Consider the following 21,841-nt stretch of genomic DNA (forward strand, 5'->3'; position numbering starts at 1 on the left):
GTTGAATAAAATTAGATTTATTAGCTTAAAAGGGATTTTGTTTTCAATTGTTTGCAATTTCTTTTTTACTTACTTTTGACAAAGAAATAATCTTAGAATATGAGTGATTATCCGAAATTTGCGGTTATAGGAGGTGGAAGCTGGGCTACTGCTATTGTAAAAATGCTGAGTGAGAATCTAAATGAAATTGCTTGGTACATGCGTAATGAAACTGCTATTGAAGAAATAAAAGTAAATTATCATAATCCTAATTATTTAAGTTCAGTAGAATTTGACGTTGATCAATTGTTGTTGACTAACGATATCAATAAAGCTGTTTCTTATGCGGACTACGTTATTTTTGCCATTCCATCTGCGTTTTTGACACCAGAAATGGAAAGCTTATACGTTAGTTTAGAGGGGAAAGTTATCATATCTGCGATAAAAGGTATTATACCTGAAACGAGTATGATAGTTGGTGAGCATTTTAATAAAACATATGATATTCCTTATGATAATATTGCTGTAATTACAGGGCCTTGTCACGCTGAGGAAGTAGCTTTAGAACGTTTATCTTATTTGACTATTGCTTGTAGAAATGAAGTACACGCAAAAGTGATTGAAGATTGTTTAAGTAGTCATTACATTAAAGTTAAAGTAACAGATGATATTGTAGGAACGGAATATGCAGCAGTGTTGAAAAATATTTATGCTATTGCTTGTGGTATGGCACACGGTTTAGGGTATGGAGATAACTTTCAAGCTCTATTAATGAGTAATGCTATCCGTGAGATGAAGAAGTTCATTAAGAAAGTACACCGCATGAAGCGAAATATAAATAACTCTGCTTATTTAGGTGATTTATTGGTTACTGGTTACTCTCTGTTTTCAAGAAACAGAATGTTTGGTAACATGATTGGTAAAGGATATACTGTAAAGTCAGCACAAATGGAGATGAATATGATTGCTGAAGGATATTATGCAACGAAAAGTGCTTATGAGTTAAATAAGAATTTTGGTGCTAAAACACCTATTATCAATGCAGTGTATGATATTTTATACAATGGAAAAGATCCTAAAAAGACATTTAGAAAGTTAACAGAGAAGTTAGATTAAAAATTTTTATTTTTTGTCGTCTTTTTATGATTAACAAAATAGATATACTCAACCTCTTGAATTTCAAGAGGTTGTTTTTTTATAGGGTAGTTTTTACTATCTTGTTGTTTTGTTTTAACTGATTGATAATTAATCTATTAAGTGCAATTCTCTTGGGGAAAAATATATGTTTTAGTTTTGCCCACATAAACGTAAAAAAATGGATCATTTAATTAATCACCCTGGGCTTTTAGCTGTTTTCGGTGTTGTAGTTTTTGTAATGTTATTATTAGACTTAGGTGTATTTAACCGCCATAGTCATACTGTTTCAACTAAAGAAGCATTGATATGGACTGTTGTATGGGTAAGTTTAGCAATGTGTTTTAGTGGTGTTATCTACTATTATATGGATTTTGAAAACTTTGCACGTTTTCAATCTGCTTATTGGATTGAAAAGGCATTGTCCGTAGATAATCTATTTGTATTCATACTTGTTTTTACCTTTTTTAAAGTTCCAAAGGAATTACATCATCGCGTTCTTTTCTGGGGAATTATAGGGGCTTTAGTTTTTAGAGCTATATTTATTTTCGCAGGAGTAGAAATAATTAATCATACTTACTTACCAGCAATTGAAATTTTTGGTAAGAGTGTAGAAATAAATGTTGTATTAACCATTTTTGGGGTGTTTTTACTTGTTTCAGGTATTAAATCATGGTTTGCTAAAGAAGATCATCACGAAGATGAAGACTTGTCTAAAAACTTTGCTGTACGTATGGTACACAAGTTTTTTAAAGTAAGTAAGGATTATGATGGAGAGAAGTTCTTTACTGTTCAAAATGGCGTAAAAATGGTAACCCCATTGTTTGTAGCATTAATGGTTATTGAGTTCACAGATTTAATATTTGCTGTAGATAGTATTCCTGCTATTTTTGCTATTGCACCAGACGATCCATTTATCTTATATACATCTAATATATTTGCTATTTTAGGTTTAAGATCACTTTATTTCCTATTGGCAAACTTTATGGATAAGTTCTCTAAATTGAAATATGGATTAGCAATTATATTATCATTTATTGGGGTGAAGATGATTATCTCTCCTTTCATTCATATCGATTCATTAGTATCGTTATCAGTAATTGCAGGAGTATTGATTTTATCAGTAGTAGCTTCGTTTTTATTCCCTCCAAAGAAAGTAGCGTAAGTTAGAATTATATAAAGAAAAAGGTTACCTCATTGAGGTAACCTTTTTTTATTGGAGTTTATAAATAGTGAATTTTGTTATATCAATTGATCCATTTTCTACTTCAAGATTGATGGAAGAATATGGTTCAGTAGGGAATATTAAGTTTGTAACAGCTATTTTACCCTTATTGATAAATAATTCTGAAGAAGCTTTATCAATAAATAGTTTTAGCTGATGCTTTATTTGTGAAGGGAAAGGAGCTACGATTTTATCTTTTGCGAAATTTTCTGAAAAATTTACTTGACCACTTTTACTACGGTCTATAGTTAGTTTTTCATTTTTAATATCAAAGGAGAACAATAGGTTTTCATCCACAGAGTTGCTTAAAGTTAAGTTTACATTTGATGTAGATTGATCAATAATTACAAAGTCTAATAGTATTTCATAAGCTCCTAAGTTATCATCAAAGAAGTAAGGAACGAGTATACTTTTTTGTAGTAATTTACTTTCAATAAGATGCTTTTCTGCTCGTAGATTTTTTAACTCTTTAATAGGTTGAGTTCTTAAGCAGTAAGAATTACCATTTTTTGCTAATTCAATTGTTCTTGGTAAAGTCATTGCATTTGTAAAGTTCTTAGTGGGAATTTCATTAGCATAATCCCAATTACTCATCCAACCGATGTATCTTGGCTTTTTATTTGGATTGTTGTGCCAAGTTACTCCAGCATAATTATCACGACCATAATCCAACCATAAAGGATATTCTGTATCATCAGGAGTAAATGTAGTGCCATCAAATTCCCCAATAAAGTATTGTGTTGCATTGCCACCATTTGGACCTCCTGGATTTATGCTAACAAAAAGCACCCATTTCGTTATTGTTCCATTTGATATTTCAAAAAGATCAGGACATTCCCAAACTCCTTTGTGACAGCCAATTCCATTTCCAAATATACTTAGTTTACTCCATGCTTTAAGATTTGTAGAACTATAGAAAGTAATAGTTTGTCCTGTAGCTAAAGCCATTATCCATTTATTTGTTTGCTTATGCCAAAAAAGTTTAGGATCTCTAAAGTCTTTGTTTTCTTCATCCGTTAGAATTGGGTTATTCATATAATTTTTAAAAGTTTTACCGTCGTCAGTACTATAAGCAAGACTCTGAACTTGTTTATCACTTGAAGAGGTATAGAACGCACAAATTGTTTTTTTACCAAAACCAGCATCATTGTTATTATCAATGATTATACTGCCAGAAAATACATCACCTAAATGATTTTGAAGTATAGCAGGAGGGTGATTGATCCAATGGATTAAATCTTGAGAAGTTGCATGTCCCCAACTTATATTACCCCATTTAATACCATAAGGGTTGTATTGGTAATACAAATGATAGAAACCATTTTTATAGTATAGACCATTTGGGTCGTTAATCCAGCCAAATGGGGAAGAAAAGTGATAAAGGGGGCGATGTTTTTCGCAGTAATTGTAAATATTAAATGGCTTTAGGATAAGGCATTCACTAATACTTTGATCAAGTGTTGTATTATAAATTTTAAGAATAAGCTCTCTTCCTAAGTGATTGCTTACGTCCAAAGGAGTGTAATATTGCGCCTTTTCTATTGAGAGTTTTGCTTTAAATGAATAGAGGGTGTTGTTATAGGGGTCTATAATTTCGATTCGATTTTCTGTTTTAGTTTCATCAATAGGAATAAAGAGGAAGTTGTTTGTAATTAGGACTGGGATTTTGATAGTCTTTTTCATAGTTTATTTCATTTAAAATCGAAATTAGTATTATAAAAATAGTGAAATAAATATGTTTTATGCGTTTTTATGTATAAAAAATGCGTTATAGTTGATTATAACGCATTGTGTTTTTTAACAAAGAAAAATTTAATTAATTATTTTTGTTGCTTTGGTATTGCCTCTATGACACATTGTACAATTGACAACATTTATTAATTCTGGATTAGGATGGTTTTCCCAATTGAAGTTATCAGCATTAATTTTACGAGTCATCAATATCATTTTTCTCGCAATTTCTTTTTCTTTTTTACTATCATCAGCAAAGTCTAACTTATCAGTGCCTTCAATTGCTGTATGGCAGTGACTACATTTTACTCCCAAGGCATCATTGTATCCGCGCATTAAGCTTTTTAAACTGTCGTTAGAAATATCTTGTGGTAATACCTTTAGATTTTTCCATTCTGATTTAGTTACATTGCTTTCTTTTATTTCTGTATCATTTGTAAAGGCTAAAAGAGCTACCGACAGAATTAGAAAAAAAGAAAGTGTAAATAGATTTCTTGTTTTCATAATTGAATTATTTTGGATGTTATACTAAATGTCCAAAATACTCAAAGTAAGCTTTGGATTGAATTTAAATAAGTGTTTTAAGCTGTAAATTAACAGTTTATCTTATTTAGCAGAAATTCCTTTTTTAGAAGTAAAAGGTAATTCTGTCAATTTCTCTTCTGAAATACTATTTGCTGGGAAAAGGTAATTCTTGTCATATAACTTACCTTCTTGAAAAAATGTAAGCATAAATGTATTATCTAATTGAAAGATAGCTTCATCAAGTAATTCAACTTTTTGAGATTCGTTTGGCGCTAAGCTTTTGAATGCATGTCTAAATAAACTTGAATTTCTTTTTTCACCGTCAATTGTTCCTTCTGCTCTTGAAACAACCATAATGGCTTCCATAGGTAAAGCAGAGTTGTTAAATAAATAAGCATACCAAGAGTCTTGTAAATAATCTTCATTAAATTCTTTAACTACTGCTATTTCAATGTCTTTAACGACTGGAATTTCTATGTCTTTTTTCATTATTCTGATTTTGATGCAAAGATAAAATTATTTGTGATTTTTAAATAAAGAATGAAAATTATGCTGTTGGCATTATTTTTGGATAGTATTATAATATATCATTATGTAGTTTTAGGTTTTTAGATTTTATTTAAAGTCATCTTTATCAACGAGATGACTTTATTTTTTTGGTTTTTTTTATTTTTTCTGTAACATTTTTAACAAGTTGTGTACTTATGTAAGAAATGACTAAGTATGACAAAGATGTTTATTGCTTTAGAGAAGAAGAGAAAGAAGAGAGGAAGTACAAGTTCCGTTGATACTGTTACCACAATTTTAAAGTGGTTAGGAATAGTGTATTTTGGTTTTGTTTTCTTGACTTTAGGAATCGCTTTAGTAAAGTTCGTAGAGAAAGAGTTACCTGGTCAAAATCCAATTGAGGTAGCAAGTCAGTTTATGATTTACTATTGTATGACAGAGTTTACTATGCGATTTTTTCTTCAAAAATTGCCTGTTGCAAATCTAAAACCATTGCTTATTGTTTCTATCGCAAGAGACAAAATCATTAAATTTTTCTTAGGTAGAAGTTTTTTAAGTGCATTTAATTTAATGCAACTATTCTTCTTACTTCCTTTTATCATCATTTGCTGTATTAGAGGTTATGGAGTATTGCCTTCTTTAGGGTGGGGAATAGCAATGTATTGTTTAATCGGAACGATGCATTTTCTTATCATTTTAATGGAGTCATACAAGAAGGTGTTTTATAGTGTTTTGGCGATTGTTATTTCATTAGGTTTAGCGCAATATTATTCTTTGTTTGATATAACTGTTTTTACTCAACCTATATTTTATAGTGCCTACAAATATCCATTAACAGTAGTAGTTTATATCCTATTATTAGTAGGTACTGTTTATGCTGCCTATATGTATTATCGTAAAAATATGTATTTAGATAGTTTAATTAGGGAGAAAGTAGTAGAAGGAGAAACACAGGAATTAAATTGGCTGAATCGCTTTGGACAACAAGCAATATTCTTAAAGAATGATGTTAAGCTGATATTAAGAAATAAGCGTGCTAAGACAACTGTTTTGATGAGTGTATTGTTCTTGTTCTATGGTTTTATTTTCTTAATGTCAGGCCAAGAAGGGAAAGAATCCTTAACAATGTATGTTTTCATAGCTTATTTTGTCACTGGAGGTTTTTTAATGATGTATGGTCAGTATGTACCAAGTTGGGATTCGGCATATTATCCATTACTGATGACACAAAATGTAAAGTATATAGACTATATAAAATCAAAATGGTTAATGATTGTGTTAGGTACTGCAATTTCTACTCTATGTGGTTCGATATATATCATCAAGAGTATGAATTTGTTTTATATGATTTTAGCTGTAGGCGTTTTTAATATAGGTATTTCAAGTTTCATTGTTTTGATTGGAGGAGCTTTTATGAAATCACCAATAGATTTAACTGCAAATAAGAATGTTTTTGGAGATAAGAATGCCTTTAATCTTCGCGTTATAGCAGTTTCAATACCACAATTAGTATTGCCAATAGTTTTATTCTGGATCGGTAATATGAGTTTTGGTTTTAATGGAGGAATTGGAATTTTGGTATTGTTTGGTGTTTTAGGGATCATTTTTAGAAAGCATCTTTTTAAGCAAATTATCAAGTTATATAAAAAGGAAAAGTATAGTGCTATTCAAGCGTATAAAAAAAGTTAGGTTATGATTACAGTAAATAATATAAGTAAAAGCTACAACGGAAAAGAGGTTTTAAACATAGACCATTTAGAAATTCCAGAAGGACAAAGTATCGGGTTAGTTGGAAATAATGGTGCAGGAAAGACAACTCTGTTTAGTTTGTTGTTAGATTTAATTCAGCCGTCAACAGGGAATATCTTGTCAAAGGGTGTGAATGTTAGTGATTCCGAAACTTGGAAATCTTATACTTCAGCTTTTTTAGATGAATCATTTTTAATTGGTTACTTAACAGCGGAAGAGTATTTCTCTTTTGTTGGAGAATTAAAAGGATTGACAAAGGAACAGATTATAGACCAAGTAGGTCAGTACGCATATTTCTTTAACGAAGAAGTATTGAATCAGCGCAAGTATATTCGTGATTTTTCAAAAGGAAATCAAAAGAAAATAGGAATTGTAGCAGCTTTTTTAGGAAGTCCAGAATTGGTAATTCTTGATGAACCTTTTGCAAATTTAGATCCTACTACACAAATTAGATTAAAAGAATTAGTAAAAGTAAAAATACAAGAGGGGAATGTTACGATAATCATTTCAAGCCATGATTTACAACATACGTTTGAAGTATCTGATCGTATCATCGCTTTAGAAAAAGGTCATATTAAAAAAGATGTATTGACTTCTGAATTGTCTTTACAAGAATTGGAAGCCTTTTTCCACAATAGTTAGATTGAATTTTGAATTAGTTAGTTAAAAAGCTTCTGCAAACATTGTTTTGTTAGGAGCTTTTTTTATGTCTTTAAGTAATTGAACTTAGATTTTAGTGATAATAGAAGATTTGAACTCCTTTCTTTTAAAAAGAATTAATTTAATTGTGAAAAGTAATGTATTTTTACATTTCGTTGAATACTAAAACGAAGGGAAGCAAGTTTTAAAGTAAAAGCTAAAATTTTGAAAGTCAATTTTATTAAATATTTATCAGTAGTTGTATTACTCTTAGTTGGCATGGCTTGTTCTGTGAAAAAGGACAAATTAATCAATAGAGGATACCACGCAATGACTACACGTTATAATATTCTATATAATGGTGAGTTGGCCTACGAAGATGCTCTAATCAGTTTAAAAGAAGGGTATTTTGACGATTTTTGGGACATATTACCTATAGAGAGGATTGATATTAAGGTTGATCCTGAAAAAGAGTTTAAAACAGGCCGATCACTTGATTCTAAGCAAGGCTCTCTTTTAGAAAACTTACAAATTGACGGTAAAAGTGCAGGAGAAGGAGAAGAAGATAGTGGAACTGGATTTGAAAGAGCAGAAGATAAGGCTGCCAAAGCTATTCAAAAGCACTCTATGTATATCAAGGGTAGAGAACGCAATAGTCAAATGGATGAGGCTTATCTTTTATTGGGAAAAGCAAGGTATTATGATGGCAGGTTTATCCCTGCTTTAGAGGCATTTAATTATATTTTGTACAAGTATCCAGATAGCGATAAAATCGATCAAGCGACTGTATGGAGAGAGAAGACTAATGTGCGTCTTACTTATGATGACATTGCGATTAAAAATTTAAAAGAGTTATTGCGCAGCAAAAAAGATAAACTTAAAAAGCAAGTAGAAGCAGATGCTAATGCTACTTTAGCACAAGCGTATATCAATATTGAAGATTATGCAAGTGCGATTTCTCCCTTAATTAATGCAATTGATTTAACGAAAGATAAAGAGGAGTATTCACGATACAAGTTTATTCTTGGACAGCTATATGGCAAATTAGGGCGAAAAGCTGAAGCAGGTAAAATGTTTCAAGAAGTAATTGACTTAAATCGCAAAAGTCCTCGTTCTTATATTATTCATTCTCACGCACAACAATTTGAAATAGGCTCAGTTAATATTACCGATTCAGTAAGTTTTTTAAAGCAATATAAGAGATTGCTTAATGATCGTGAAAACAGACCTTTTTTAGATGTTTTAAATAGGCAAGTTGGTTTGTTTTATGACCAAGGAGATAATAGTTCAAAAGCATTAGAATATTTAAAAGAAGCTGTAAAAAGAAGCAAAGGTGATGAGCAATTAAAAGCTAAAAACTTTGTAAGTATTGCTGAGATTTACTTTAACAATGCTGGTTATGCCTTATCAGGACAATATTATGATAGTGCTTTATCAATTTTACCTGAAAAAGCAAAAGAACGTTTTAGAATAAGTAAGCGAAGAGATGCTTTAAGGGATGTTGTTGCTTATGAAAAGGTTGCAAATACTAATGATAGTATTTTGAGGTTAGTAGCAATGAGTGAAGACCAACGTGTTACCTATTTCCAGAATTATATAGACGAGCTGAGAAAGAGCGATTTTAGAAAACTACAAGCAAATTTGAAGGGAAAGAAAAATCAGGATTACTTCAATATGGCAAATTTTGGAGAGGCTGTAAGTGAAGCATATGATTTAAAGAATACTGGTTTTGGAGCAGGAAAGTCGTCCTTTTACTTTTATTCCACCCAAGCAACTTCGTATGGGAAAATAGAGTTCAAAAAGAAATGGGGTAATAGGCCTTTGAGAGACAATTGGAGATGGAGTAGTGCTGACTTTAGTGAAGATTTAGCTTCAAGTCAAGAAGAAGTTATTGAGGATAAGAATAAAAATATTGATATTCAAACCGATTTTGTTGATACGCGTTATGATGTAAACTCATACGTAGAGAAAATACCTACCGAGGAAAAAGAAATCGCACTATTGAAAAAAGATCGTGATTTTGCTTATTTTCAATTAGGATCAATGTATTACGATCGTTTTAAGAAACATCAATTAGCAAGTGATAAGTTAGAGTCTTTATTGACTTTTGATCCAGCAGAAAGGCTTGTTTTACCAAGCTTATATAAGTTGTTTAAAATTTATAGTGAAGTAGATATTTATAAAGCAGCTATGGTCAAAGACCGTATTATTGCAGGTTATCCAAATTCAAGATATGCTAAGTTACTACAGAATATGTCGAGTGATAAAATAGACGATTTATCACCAGAGCAAGTATATGCTACAGTTTATAAGTTGTATAATGAAGGGGATTATAAAGGTACTTATCGTGCGGTAGAAGATGCATTAGAAAGATATGATGATGAAGGTTATGTAAGTAAGCTGGAGTTGCTAAAGGCTCACGTTATTGGAAATATTAATGGATTGGAAGCTTATAAAGAAGCATTGAATTTTGTAGCATTGACGTATAGTTCGTCTCCAGAAGGTAGAGAGGCGAACAAACTATTAGAAACTACAATTCCTTTATTAGAAGGTAAAAGATTCTCTGAAAAGCCAACGAAAAGTTGGAAAGTTGTGTTTTTAGCAGATGATAAAAATAGCTCAAGTAATCAAGTAATGAGTCGTAAGTTTCTTCAATATACCAATCAAAATAGCAGTAGAGGTATAAAGTATTCAGAAGATTTATATAATAGCAGAGATGAGTTTTTTGTATTGCATGGCTTTAAAACAAAGGAAGAGGCAAGGAGTATCGCATCTTTGCTTGATTCCGCAAGTAAACCGATTAGTTCAGAAAACTACGGAGTAGTTCAAATTAAAAAGAATTGGCAGGAATATTTGATTTTTGAAAAAATAGACCAGCAAGAATCTAAAAAAGAGTAATATTATGTTTCAAAAAACAAAAAGTGGTCCTATTGATCAATTAGGTAGAACAAATAGAATTATCGAAGAAACTATTATTAGGGGAGATATTGAATCAGTAACGGATCTTCGTTTAGATGGAGTTTTGTATGGTAATTTAAAGGTAAAAGGAAGGGTTGTTGTTGGACCTAAAGCTCAGGTTTATGGTAATGTTGAGTGTGAGAATGCTGATATTGAGGGGATAGTTGAAGGAAAGATGCTTGTGAGTGATTTGCTTCATATTACAGATACTGCTACTGTGAAAGGAGATCTATTTGTAGGCCGATTATCTGTTGCATCTGGAGCTGTTGTAGAAGCAAAATGCGATATGAGTAATACGGTAAACACTTTGGATAAAAAGGAAGAAAAAGGAGAATCAAAAAAGAAAGTAAACAAAGGTGAATAAGAATTCAGGGCCAAATAAATGGTTAAGTTTGATTACAATGCCATTTCAAATGGGAATTACTATTTATTTGTTTCATATATTTGGCACCTGGTTAGATGAAAAATATTCTTTCCCTGACGGGTTGGCAAATAAAATTTGTACTTTATTAGGAGTAGGAGTAGCTTTGTACCAAGTAATAAAACAAGTAAATCAAATAAATAAAAATTAATGGACAAAGGAATACTAAGTACTGGTGTTAAGCTAAGTATTGTGCTTTTAATCTGTTTTGGATTGCACTTTGCGATTTTCTCTTTTACAAATTTTGGAGAATCATTTCAAAGTTTAGGATACTCATTAGCGAGTTTTTATGGCTTCGAATATATTTTCTCAATAGCGAGTTTATTTGCCTTAGCAGGAATCAAAAATAGTATGCCAAATAATTTAGGATACGTATTCCTTGGCTTGATTACACTACGATTATTCGCAAGTTATCTGTTTGCAAGAACTGGATTAGATAGTGAACAAGTTGATGAGAATTTTAAGTATAATTTTCTCTTAATAGTGTTGATTTACTTAGCCGGAGACGCATTCGTAGGGTATAGTATTTTAAACAAGAAGGTTAGCTAACCAAAAAGTTAATAAAAAAAAGTTTCGCAAGAAGGTATGATTATCTAAGATTTATTGTACTTTTGCACAAAATTTTAAGAACCACAAATATTCAAGAAGTTAAGGTATGGTGACTCTGAAGACATCACTGAATTTATTAGCAGCTGTTATTTTTACAGCAACGTCGGTATTTTCACACGCACAAACGACTACTCAAGAACTTGGAGAATCTATCCAGGAAACTGAGCAATCTGTTGAAGAAACTTTAAGCAGCGTAGAGCATGCTGTTGAAAAAACTCAACAAGAGAAAGTGAATGATCATATTCAACATCACTTAGCAGATGATTATTCGTTTATTTTCTTCTCAAATGAAGAAACAGGAAAAAATTACGGTTTTTCTTTACCAGTAATTTTATTTGATAATGGACTTAAGATCTTTATGTCTTCTGAATTTGACTATGGAAACAAAGTAGTTGAGAAAGACGGAGAGTTCTATAAGCTTTATCACGGAAAAATCTACAAAACTGATGCTGAAGGGACAATTACTTACGATGAGGCACATCATCCTGTAAATGAGAAACCTTGGGATTTTTCTATTACTAAAAACGTAGCATCATTATTTTTTACTACAATATTAATTTTTGTATTGTTCTTAGGATTAGCTAAAACATACAAAAATGGTCCAAATAACTTACCTAAAGGATTTTCAAGAGTACTTGAGCCATTAGTAATTTATGTTCGTGACGAAATGGCTATGCCTAATATTGGAAAGGCTAAATACAAAAAGTTCATGCCGTTCTTATTAACAGTATTCTTTTTGATTTTTATCTTGAACTTATTAGGGTTAACTCCACTTGGGTTTAACGTTACAGGTAGTATTTCAGTTACAGCATGTTTAGCAATCGTAACATTTATTATTACACAGTTTTCAGCAAACAAAGATTATTGGAAACATATGTTCTGGATGCCAGGTGTACCAGTTCCAATGAAAATTATGTTAGCACCAATCGAATTATTAGGAGCGTTGATTAAACCTTTCTCATTAATGGTTCGTTTATTTGCAAACATTACAGCTGGTCACTCAGTAGTATTTGGATTGATCGCTATTATTTTCGTAATGAAAGAAGCTTTAGGAACAGTAGGGGCAACTTCAATCGGATTCTTCTTATCAACTTTCTTAGTTGTATTAGAGATCTTAGTAGCTTTCTTACAAGCTTTCATCTTTACAATGTTATCATCTTTATTCATTGGAATGGCAGTGCAAGAGCACGAGCATGATGAAGCACACTAATCAATAGAAAAAGTAGAATAAAAATAAATTTGTTTAATTATATAAATCAATCACTATGACATTACCAAACATTATTGGTGCAGGTTTAATCGTAATCGGAGCTGGTTACGGATTAGGAAAAATCGGTTCTTCTGCAATGGACGCTATCGCTCGTCAACCAGAAGCTGCTGGAAAAATCCAAACTGCAATGATCATTATTGGAGCTTTATTAGAAGGTTTAGCATTCGGTGCTTTAATCTTAGGTAAATAGTCCAAGACAATTAAAAGAGTTTATCTGCGACGGTTGGTTGCAGATAAACTTCTTAATTAAACAAAATAGGTATTAAAAAGTATAATTTTAGATAATGGATAAGTTAATTAACGATTTCAGTTTTGGATTATTTTTCTGGCAATTAATCATCTTAGTTGTGTTAATTGTAGTCTTAGGAAAATTCGCGTGGAAACCAATTGTAAATGCTTTAGAGGCTCGTGAAGAGGGTATCGCTGATGCATTAGCAGCTGCAGAAAACGCTAAAAGAGAAATGGCTAATTTAAAAGCAGATAACGAAAAGTTATTAGCTGAAGCACGTGTAGAACGTGATTCTTTAATTAAAGAAGCTCGCGAGATAAAAGAAAAGATGCTTGCTGATGCTAAAGCTGAAGGTGAAGCACAAGGAGAAAAAATGATTTCTCAAGCTAAAGCTGTAATTGCAAGCGAAAAAGCTGCAGCAGTAGTAGATTTGAAAAACCAATTTGCTTCAATTTCAATTGAAATCGCTGAAAAATTATTGAAAGAACAATTAGCTAACAAGGAAGCTCAAACTGCATTGGTTGAGAAAATGTTAGACGATGTTAAATTAAACTAATAAAAGATCATTATGGTAGGCACTAGAGCAGCTGCAAGATATGCAAAAGCAATGCTGGAGATTTCTTGTGAAAAAGGAAATTCAGAAGCTATTAATAGTGATATGATCTTAATCTCTAATTCTATATCTCAAAGTGAGGAATTGAAAACTTTTCTTAACAATCCAATTGTTAATGATGAGATTAAATTCAGCGCTTTAAATGAAGTATTTGCTTCAGTTTCAGAAGGGACTAAAGAATTGTTTAAGTTACTTAAAACTAATAGTAGATTCGAAATTTTGGAAGCTATTACTGTTGAGTTTCAAAAACAATACGATGTTTTGAAGGGTATAGTAAAAGTTGTTGTTACAACTGCCGTTCCAATGGACGAAGTATTAGAGAAAAAAGTTTTATCTAAAGTTCAAAGCTTAACTCCAGCAAAAGAAATTATTATTACTAATGATATTGATTCATCTATTTTAGGTGGATTCATTCTTAGAATCGGAGATAAGCAATATAATGCTTCAATTGCGAATCAATTACAAGTTTTAAAAAGAGAATTAATTAATTAAAAAATCACCGCACGAATGTTCGTGTATAAACATAGATAAAAATGGCGGAAATTAAACCAGCTGAAATATCAGCGATTTTAAAGAAACAGTTATCTGGATTTAGCTCTGCAGCTTCTTTAGAGGAAGTTGGAACTGTATTAGAAGTAGGAGATGGTGTTGCTCGTGTTTACGGGTTAACAAATGCAGAATACGGAGAGCTTGTTGTATTTGACAATGGATTAGAAGCAATGGTACAAAACCTTGAGCAAGACAATGTTGGTATTGTATTATTAGGTGGTGCTGTTGGTATTAAAGAAGGTTCTATTGTAAAAAGAACAGGACGTATCGCTTCATTGAAAGTTGGAGAGAAAATGGTAGGTCGTGTTGTTAATACTTTAGGATTACCAATTGATGGTAAAGGTGCTATCGAAGGTGATTTATATGAAATGCCACTTGAGAGAAAAGCTCCTGGGGTTATTTATCGTCAACCAGTTACTGAGCCGTTACAAACAGGTATTAAATCTGTAGATGCCATGATTCCAATTGGACGTGGACAACGTGAGTTAGTTATTGGTGACCGTCAAACTGGTAAAACTACAGTATGTATTGATACCATTTTGAATCAAAAAGAATTTTATGATGCTGGGCAACCAGTATACTGTATTTATGTAGCTATTGGACAAAAAGCTTCTACTGTGGCAGGAATTGCGAAAACTTTAGAAGATAAAGGTGCAATGGATTATTCAATTATCGTTGCTGCAAATGCTTCTGATCCTGCTCCAATGCAAGTTTACGCTGCAATGGCTGGTGCTGCGATTGGTGAGTATTTCCGTGACACAGGACGTCCTGCATTAATCATTTATGATGATTTATCTAAGCAAGCTGTTGCTTACCGTGAGATGTCATTAATTTTACGTCGTCCACCAGGACGTGAGGCGTACCCTGGAGACGTTTTTTACTTACACTCAAGATTATTAGAACGTGCTGCTCGTGTTATTGGTGATGATGAAATCGCTAAAAATATGAACGATTTACCTGAGTCTATTAGACCTTTCGTTAAAGGTGGTGGTTCTTTAACTGCTTTACCAATTATCGAAACTCAAGCTGGTGACGTTTCTGCATATATTCCAACTAACGTAATTTCTATTACTGATGGACAGATTTTCTTAGAGTCTGATTTATTCAACTCAGGGGTTCGTCCTGCAATTAACGTAGGTATTTCTGTATCTCGTGTTGGAGGTTCTGCTCAAATTAAATCAATGAAAAAAGTAGCTGGTACTTTAAAACTTGACCAAGCTCAATACCGTGAGTTAGAAGCTTTCGCTAAGTTTGGTTCTGATTTAGATGCTGCTACAATGAACGTTATCTCTAAAGGACAACGTAACGTTGAAATCTTGAAACAAGCTGTAAATGATCCATATACTGTTGAAGATCAAGTTGCAATTATTTACGCAGGTTCTAAAAACCTTTTAAGAAACGTTCCTGTTTCTAAAGTTAAAGAATTCGAAAGAGAGTATTTAGAGGCTTTAAACTCTCGTCATAGAGATGTTTTAAATCAATTAAAAGCTGGTAAGTTTAATGATGAACTTACAGGAGTACTTGAAAAAGTAGCTAAAGAAGTTTCTGCAAAATATTAAAAAATTATATCTATCAACAAGTAGAAGATGATTTTACTTGTTGATAGTTTTATATACAATTTACAATGGCAAACCTTAAGGAAATACGTAATAGGATTTCATCAATCGGATCAACTATGCAGATTACTTCTGCAATGAAAATGGTATCTGCTGCTAAATTAAAAAAGGCAACTGATACTATTATGGCAATGCGCCCATATTCAGAGAAGTTGACTGAATTGATTCAAAATGTTAGTGCAACTTTGGAGGGTGATAATTCAGGAGTATATTCTCAAGAAAGAGATATTAAAAATGTACTTATTGTAGTTATCACATCAAATAGAGGTCTTTGTGGTGGATTTAATGCTTATGTTATTAAGCAGATTAATGCACTTAAAAATACTATCTATAAAGATGCTAATGTTGATATTCTGACAATTGGTAAAAAGGGTCATGATGTATTGCGTAAAACGTTCAACGTTATTGATAATAGAAGTGATTTATATGATCAATTAGATTTCGAGAACAGTTCTGTTATTGCTGAAGGAATGATGGATGCTTTTGTTCAAGAAAAATATGATTCTATTCAAATCGTATATAATCAATTTAAAAACGCGGCTACGCAAATCGTTGTTACTGAGCAGTTCTTGCCATTATTGCCAATTGAAACAAATGAGAATGTAACGTCTGATTATATTTATGAGCCTTCTAAAGAAGAGATTTTAAGTACTTTAATTCCTTTATCTTTAAAGACTCAATTATTTAAAGCTGTTGCTGATTCTGTAGCTTCTGAACATGGAGCTCGTATGACTGCAATGCATAAAGCAACTGATAATGCTCAAGAATTAAGAGATGCTCTTAAGCTTTCTTACAACAAAGCTCGTCAGGCTGCTATTACAAATGAAATTTTAGAAATTGTTGGTGGTGCTGAAGCATTAAACAACTAATCTAACTTTATACTTATCAAAAAGGCTTCAATTTCTATTGAAGCCTTTTTTTATGCAGTGTATTGTAATACCAACAAGGATTAGCGAGTTGGGATGTATTATAGCTATTCGAGAAAGAAACTGCTAATTTCAAGATCCCATTTATTGATTGGAACTGACTTGCTTGTTCCTCCTAATCTTAGTGTTATGACATCTTTGTTTATGGTTGTTTCAATTTCAGAAATGTCTATCGAAACTTTAAGCCATTTTCCTTGTGTGTCAATGTTAAAGTGATTGTAGTTATTTGTACCTTTTAATTGCTCAATTATAATAATATTTTCTCCATCTTCTGGTGAGTATAGTTTATATAATCTTTTATCACCGTCTTTTGTTATTAGATCTATATTCATTGCCCTTGTAGTTGATTTACCTCTAATAAAAAACGAAAGGTGTTGTTTATACTTCAACTTTTGTGAACCTGTAGTAGTGAATAAAATAGTATTACTTTTTTCATAATCTACTTTGATGGTATGTATTGCATCTGTAGAAGTAGTTAGTTGGGCTATTGACTTGCTTAACCATTTAGAATTAATTGTCTTTTTGGCCTCTTTTTCACTTATTAAATTCAAGTAGACTTGTTCTTCTGTTACTTGGTAGTTGTTAGGTAAAGTTGGTAAGTGATTGTCATTATGTATTGGATCTTGTGGTTGATCGATTATTTCTTCTTCCAACTCTTCATCGTCAAATACTATTTCATTTATTAAAAGATCATACGCTGCTTTAGAGCCAACTTTTAAAGCGAATAGATTACCTTTTCCGCTTTTGTTGTAATCGACATCAGTTAGATCTAACGATATTTTAATCCAATCTGGTGCTGCAATCATTGCAGACACATAGTCGTTATAACCATTGCTCTTATTTGCGGCATTAGTTCTTGAAGTAGGTAGTAATTTTAAGTTGTGGTTATAGAAAGGTTTTTCTTTGCTTTTTATAACCTCGTCACTTGCAAGATTGAAAACAGCATAGGTGCCATCTTCTCTATACACATTAAACGACAACGATTTCTCTGTATTGCCTTTTACGTACATAGAAATGTGTTTAGCTTTCGGATTTACGGTTTGATTTTCTACAATAAACACATAATCATTTACAGTAGGTGTCCCTTTAATATGCAACGCTGTTTTGCCATCTTTACCTTTTCCGGGGGCTTGTGTTGCATAGCGTTGTAATCCGAGTTTATTTGTTGTTTTAATGAAAGACGACCAATTGTTGAAGTTTGCAACGTAGTTAGGTGAGTTCTGGTTGATACCGTCACTGTTTATGCCTTCTTTCCCTCCTGGTGTAGGATTTGTGGTAGGTGGTTGAATTACACTTTCAAAAGGCTCTAATGTTAGATCCATATCGTGGATAGTTCTTGGATAAAATTGTAATACACCTTGAAACTCACTAATTATTCCTGTGATACTACCACTTTCATTTGGTATAATTTCATCTTTTAATCCATTTGTGTATTGCCCTGTTCTGACTTGTAGACTGTTACCTTCAGGATCGTGCATCATACGAAGGGTGTAACCTTGTCTGTCATTTGTTGGTGCATCTTCAGCGTAGTAGGGTTCTCCTACGATAGATCGCTCAAACTGAATATTATTGATACGAATTAGTTTTCCAATTAGCTTTTTGTCTTCAAGTAGTTGGGGAATAGTTACCTCATTTATAAATGGATTAAAGTCCTTTTCGGATAATGTAGTGCAGGATTTAGAGATAGTCGTCTTTAGTTTACCAGCAGTAATTATATCAGGATATTTATTACCACTTGCCGCGGTGTATATTCCTCCACCAAAAGTCATCATACCGTAATTGTTCTGTACATATAAACCATTCAAATCTATATAAACTTTTGACCCAATAGGGTATAAAGCATATCCTCCTTTAACATCAACTTTGATAGTCAAGGGAGTTTGTGTTTTTTCATCAACTATAATTAACTGTTGATAGAAGTTCCCTCCTTGATCACTGGAGATTACTATTCCAGAAGTAATCTCATCAGCTTTGTAGAATTGTACTTCTTTTCCTTCGCTTATTTTGCTGTAAAGCGCATCAATTGTTTTATTAGCAACGACACTTGGTTCTATACATTCAGTAGTGGGAGTAATAAAGTCGTCATTTTTCGCACACGCTGTTAATATATATGCAAGTACAAACAAGAAAGCAGTAGTCTTTAAGATTGTTGTCATAGTATAGAGAAGTTAAAAATTGTAGTATAGATTGATGAAGTATGTACGACCGTAAGCGTGCCAATATTTGTTAGCAAATGTGTTTTGACCACTTGAAGTGTTTAGAATTTCACGTTCATAATTAGCGTTTCTTGCTTGTTCAAAGCCCCCTGTTTTATATTGGTTATCGAGTATGTTATTAACGCTGGCAAAGAAACCGAGAAACGTTCTGTTTGGCATTCTCCACGACTTTCCTCCAATTAGATTAAAGACTGTGAAAGCGGGTAGTTTCTCCTGCCTTAATCTTTCTCGTACTTGTTCATCAGTTAAATTTTCGAAAGGTTGATTTAACGTAGGATCATTAATGAAGTTATGCGTTCTCCTTAAGGCGGATATATTAGTAAAAGTGTTATTTAGGTAGTTCGCATTTGTACTAATCCACCAATAAGTAGGTGACCTATACTCGAAACCGACCGATATGGCTGTTTGTGGGCCATTTGCGACTCTGTAGTTCTTTAGATAGGTTTTGCCATAGTCAAATGTTTTTGACGCGTTATCCGAGCTTAATGTAAGATTTGGCATATTTGTATAAAATGACTGACCAATAGCTAAGGCTGAGTTCATTTTTATAGTTTGTGTCAGTTTATACTCTGCTCCAAACTCGATACCGATATTTCGCTTGTTTATATTGGTTAAGTATTCCGTAACAAAAGCCCCTCCAGTTGATGTTAGATATTCTCCATTTGCATCAGTGATTCCAATCCCATCAGCATAGTAAAAGTTGACTTGAGTACTATTTTTGATTTCGTTCAAATACCCTGTCAAGCGCGCTTTTAATCTTGAGTCTCTTAGAATATAACTCCCATCTACACTAAAAATGTTTTCATTGGTGATATCAGGGATAATCGCGTTGTTTACTCTTGCATTCGCAAATGTGTTTCTTAAAGTAGGAGCTTGGTTGTAAAAAGCAATATTCATATTTACTGCCTGTCTGCCAGAGAAGTGATAAGTAGCACCTCCCTTAAAGCCAAAATTGGTAAACTCAATAAGATTGCTTTTACCAAAGGAGTTGCTTGGGTATATACCATTTTTGTATAAACCTTCTCTTTGATAGGCATTGTAGCTTGATTTGTGAGCTATATAGAAGTTGAATTTATCATAATCAAAGAGAAATTGAGTAAAGACATCAATCACATCAGCGTAAATAGTATAGAAATAGCCAAACGTATCATTTGTAGAGATAAAACGGTTAGGATTGTTTAAGTCACTATCTTGTTTGCCACTTGATTGGTATGAATCAATATCCTTGAATACTTCACCACCAAGTAGGTCAATAGCCTTTTTAAAGTTTGTAGATTTTAGTCTTCGATAATTAATACCTGCATCAAACGTTAAGTTATCAGAAAGTACTGACTTGATATTAGAATTGAAAGAAAGAAGCTTGTCCTCTTGTCGGTCTTCATAAAGTATAATCTTACTAACCCCATTATTTGCTTGATTAATTGTGTACATCCAGTTCCAATCCAATTGTCCATTTTCGATGAAATGTTGTTTGACAGACTCAGCTTGGTTAAGTAATGCAATGGTTTCCATTTTAAAGTCATTATCCTCAGGAAGATTAGTAAACTCCTCAGGGGACATTGACCAATACTGTGAATCAATTCGATTAAGGTAATAGCTGGGCATATTTTTATAGTTAGTAGGGTCAGGGTTCATATTGTCTATGTACCCCAGGCGACTATTGGCAATGTGACCAAATTGGTAAGCAACGGTAGAAGTTAGTGTTGTATTTGTAGTGACTTTCCAATAATGGGAGAGGAAGAAGATAGGTTCCTTTAAATCTTTATAGCGAGCATTTCTTTTGTCGTTTCCTTGGTAGCCCCAATAAGGGGTATAGTTAACTCCTTTTAGAGAGATTTGTTCGTCTGTAAGGGGAGCATTTTTTCCTCTTTTATTTTGACCGTAGATTGCAGTGAAATTTAGGCTGTGATTTTCATTTAGCTTTTTTTCGACAGATGAGAATAATGAAAGAGCATCATAATTTGTTCCAGACCAATGACCTTCTTTTGCGCCACGATAAGACGCAGAGACTACATAAGCCCAGCCATTTTTGTTTAGGCCAGATGAGTGAATTACAAACGGTCGCCAATTGTAATTTGTGTTTGCAACAGAACCACCAACTTTAGTTCCACTTCTGATGTGAGAAGCACGCGTAGTGATGTTTTGAGTACCCAATATTCCACCAAAAGAGAAATCGGAAGGAGTAGAACCAGAAGAGTAGTCTTGGTTACGTGTAGCGTCATTTAAACCACCCCAGTTTCCCCATTGTGGGCGACCATCGTAGATTTTGTTCATAATGATACCATTGATCATCGTTCTTCCTTGTTCATTATCTAATCCGCGAACTCTAAAAAAAGCAGAGCCCCAATTAAAGGCTGCAGCTTGTTGAAACGGATCTTTAGTCGCTTGTAGTAAACCTGCTGTGTTTTCATAGCCATTAAACTCATTTTCTATGTCATTTTCAGAGAGAGATATTAACCCCATTTGCGCAATCAAGTTATAATCTTCTTCTAAGTGAATAACACCTAAATCAATCTCAGTTTCTGTTGGAGCAATTGGATATCTTTTTGTTTGATAACCCGCCGAAGTGATTAAAACAATATGAGTTTTATTAATAGCACCTTCTAAGTTAAAGTATCCATTATCATCAGAGAGCACATAGGAGTTTGAATCGTCAATTCTTACAGTAGCTCCAGTAAAAGGAGTATTAGACTTTGAATCAATGATTCTTCCGGTGATATTTATCCTTTCTTGAGCTAAGCTCGTTGTTGCGAATAAGGCAAAGAGCAAATAACGTATAAGTGTATTCATAAATAAAAAGATGAAAGATTAATCTAATTGTCATAAATAAGCGTATTTACGTTGTACAATTTCTTTCTATTTATTAGTTCTAAGATCTTGTTATATGTTATTATAATGTAGTTTTTTACGGGTTTTAGGAGGGGTTTTATTTTATTATTAAAAAT

The 21,841-nt window shown here is 32.6% G+C and carries 19 protein-coding genes; 14 read left to right on the forward strand and 5 right to left on the reverse strand.

The window, feature by feature from the left end; translation table 11 throughout:
* Nucleotides 1–99 precede the first annotated feature (99 nt).
* Both AABL81_RS10925 and AABL81_RS10930 read left to right on the forward strand, forming a co-directional pair.
* On the forward strand, nucleotides 100–1,095 hold the full coding sequence (locus AABL81_RS10925) for an NAD(P)H-dependent glycerol-3-phosphate dehydrogenase (protein ID WP_090404464.1): 996 nt from the start codon (nucleotides 100–102) through the stop codon (nucleotides 1,093–1,095).
* A 199-nt stretch (nucleotides 1,096–1,294) separates the two neighbouring features.
* Nucleotides 1,295–2,278, forward strand: coding sequence for a TerC family protein (locus AABL81_RS10930; protein ID WP_158209727.1), 984 nt, complete (start codon nucleotides 1,295–1,297; stop codon nucleotides 2,276–2,278).
* A 48-nt stretch (nucleotides 2,279–2,326) separates the two neighbouring features.
* On the opposite strand, the gene AABL81_RS10935 is transcribed toward AABL81_RS10930, so the two are convergent.
* The 3 genes from AABL81_RS10935 to AABL81_RS10945 form a co-directional block, all read right to left on the reverse strand.
* The gene (locus AABL81_RS10935; protein WP_341341029.1) at nucleotides 2,327–4,021 is read right to left on the reverse strand and encodes a glycoside hydrolase family 32 protein; all 1,695 of its coding nucleotides are present in this window, start codon (nucleotides 4,019–4,021) and stop codon (nucleotides 2,327–2,329) included.
* Nucleotides 4,022–4,150: 129 nt separating this feature from the next.
* Nucleotides 4,151–4,573 carry a c-type cytochrome gene (locus AABL81_RS10940; protein ID WP_158209725.1) on the reverse strand — a complete coding sequence of 141 codons (423 nt, stop codon included), beginning with the start codon at nucleotides 4,571–4,573 and terminating at the stop codon, nucleotides 4,151–4,153.
* 102 nt (nucleotides 4,574–4,675) lie between these two features.
* Nucleotides 4,676–5,083 carry a hypothetical protein gene (locus tag AABL81_RS10945; protein ID WP_341341030.1) on the reverse strand — a complete coding sequence of 136 codons (408 nt, stop codon included), beginning with the start codon at nucleotides 5,081–5,083 and terminating at the stop codon, nucleotides 4,676–4,678.
* A gap of 234 nt (nucleotides 5,084–5,317) precedes the next feature.
* Here AABL81_RS10945 and AABL81_RS10950 point away from each other — a divergent pair, with 234 nt between their 5' ends.
* From AABL81_RS10950 to atpG, 12 genes are all read left to right on the forward strand, one after another.
* On the forward strand, nucleotides 5,318–6,790 hold the full coding sequence (locus AABL81_RS10950; RefSeq protein ID WP_341341031.1) for a DUF5687 family protein: 1,473 nt from the start codon (nucleotides 5,318–5,320) through the stop codon (nucleotides 6,788–6,790).
* Nucleotides 6,791–6,793: 3 nt separating this feature from the next.
* A complete protein-coding gene (locus AABL81_RS10955; RefSeq protein WP_158209722.1) occupies nucleotides 6,794–7,492 on the forward strand; it encodes an ABC transporter ATP-binding protein in 699 nt (232 codons plus the stop codon).
* 276 nt (nucleotides 7,493–7,768) lie between these two features.
* Nucleotides 7,769–10,387, forward strand: a complete 2,619-nt coding sequence (gene porW, locus AABL81_RS10960; protein WP_445929829.1) for a type IX secretion system periplasmic lipoprotein PorW/SprE — start codon at nucleotides 7,769–7,771, stop codon at nucleotides 10,385–10,387.
* Nucleotides 10,388–10,391: 4 nt separating this feature from the next.
* Nucleotides 10,392–10,811 carry a bactofilin family protein gene (locus tag AABL81_RS10965; RefSeq protein WP_158209721.1) on the forward strand — a complete coding sequence of 140 codons (420 nt, stop codon included), beginning with the start codon at nucleotides 10,392–10,394 and terminating at the stop codon, nucleotides 10,809–10,811.
* The gene (locus AABL81_RS10970; RefSeq protein ID WP_158209720.1) at nucleotides 10,804–11,019 is read left to right on the forward strand and encodes an AtpZ/AtpI family protein; all 216 of its coding nucleotides are present in this window, start codon (nucleotides 10,804–10,806) and stop codon (nucleotides 11,017–11,019) included. The genes AABL81_RS10965 and AABL81_RS10970 overlap by 8 nt, the downstream gene beginning before the upstream one ends.
* Entirely contained in the window at nucleotides 11,019–11,417 is a 399-nt protein-coding gene (locus AABL81_RS10975) for a hypothetical protein (RefSeq protein WP_158209719.1), read from the forward strand. Before AABL81_RS10970 ends, AABL81_RS10975 begins: the two co-directional genes overlap by 1 nt.
* Nucleotides 11,418–11,523: 106 nt before the next feature.
* On the forward strand, nucleotides 11,524–12,687 hold the full coding sequence (atpB, locus tag AABL81_RS10980) for a F0F1 ATP synthase subunit A (protein ID WP_158209718.1): 1,164 nt from the start codon (nucleotides 11,524–11,526) through the stop codon (nucleotides 12,685–12,687).
* A gap of 55 nt (nucleotides 12,688–12,742) precedes the next feature.
* Nucleotides 12,743–12,937, forward strand: a complete 195-nt coding sequence (gene atpE / locus AABL81_RS10985) for an ATP synthase F0 subunit C (protein WP_006257837.1) — start codon at nucleotides 12,743–12,745, stop codon at nucleotides 12,935–12,937.
* A gap of 94 nt (nucleotides 12,938–13,031) precedes the next feature.
* Nucleotides 13,032–13,532 carry a F0F1 ATP synthase subunit B gene (locus tag AABL81_RS10990; protein ID WP_090404433.1) on the forward strand — a complete coding sequence of 167 codons (501 nt, stop codon included), beginning with the start codon at nucleotides 13,032–13,034 and terminating at the stop codon, nucleotides 13,530–13,532.
* Between the two features lie 12 nt (nucleotides 13,533–13,544).
* Nucleotides 13,545–14,081 carry an ATP synthase F1 subunit delta gene (gene atpH, locus AABL81_RS10995; protein ID WP_158209716.1) on the forward strand — a complete coding sequence of 179 codons (537 nt, stop codon included), beginning with the start codon at nucleotides 13,545–13,547 and terminating at the stop codon, nucleotides 14,079–14,081.
* 41 nt (nucleotides 14,082–14,122) lie between these two features.
* A complete protein-coding gene (gene atpA / locus AABL81_RS11000; RefSeq protein WP_158209715.1) occupies nucleotides 14,123–15,697 on the forward strand; it encodes a F0F1 ATP synthase subunit alpha in 1,575 nt (524 codons plus the stop codon).
* Nucleotides 15,698–15,762: 65 nt separating this feature from the next.
* Nucleotides 15,763–16,623: an ATP synthase F1 subunit gamma gene (atpG, locus tag AABL81_RS11005; RefSeq protein ID WP_158209714.1), complete on the forward strand. Its 861-nt coding sequence runs from the start codon at nucleotides 15,763–15,765 to the stop codon at nucleotides 16,621–16,623.
* 104 nt (nucleotides 16,624–16,727) lie between these two features.
* Here atpG and AABL81_RS11010 read toward each other — a convergent pair whose 3' ends face one another.
* Nucleotides 16,728–18,836 (reverse strand): DUF5689 domain-containing protein, encoded by a 2,109-nt coding sequence (locus AABL81_RS11010; RefSeq protein ID WP_341341033.1) that lies wholly within the window; start codon nucleotides 18,834–18,836, stop codon nucleotides 16,728–16,730.
* A gap of 12 nt (nucleotides 18,837–18,848) precedes the next feature.
* The gene (locus tag AABL81_RS11015) at nucleotides 18,849–21,686 is read right to left on the reverse strand and encodes a carboxypeptidase-like regulatory domain-containing protein (protein WP_341341034.1); all 2,838 of its coding nucleotides are present in this window, start codon (nucleotides 21,684–21,686) and stop codon (nucleotides 18,849–18,851) included.
* Nucleotides 21,687–21,841 lie beyond the last annotated feature (155 nt).

Origin of the sequence: Myroides sp. C1519, from assembly GCF_038039755.1 — a bacterium.
Classification (GTDB): Bacteria; Bacteroidota; Bacteroidia; order Flavobacteriales; family Flavobacteriaceae; genus Flavobacterium; species Flavobacterium phaeum_A.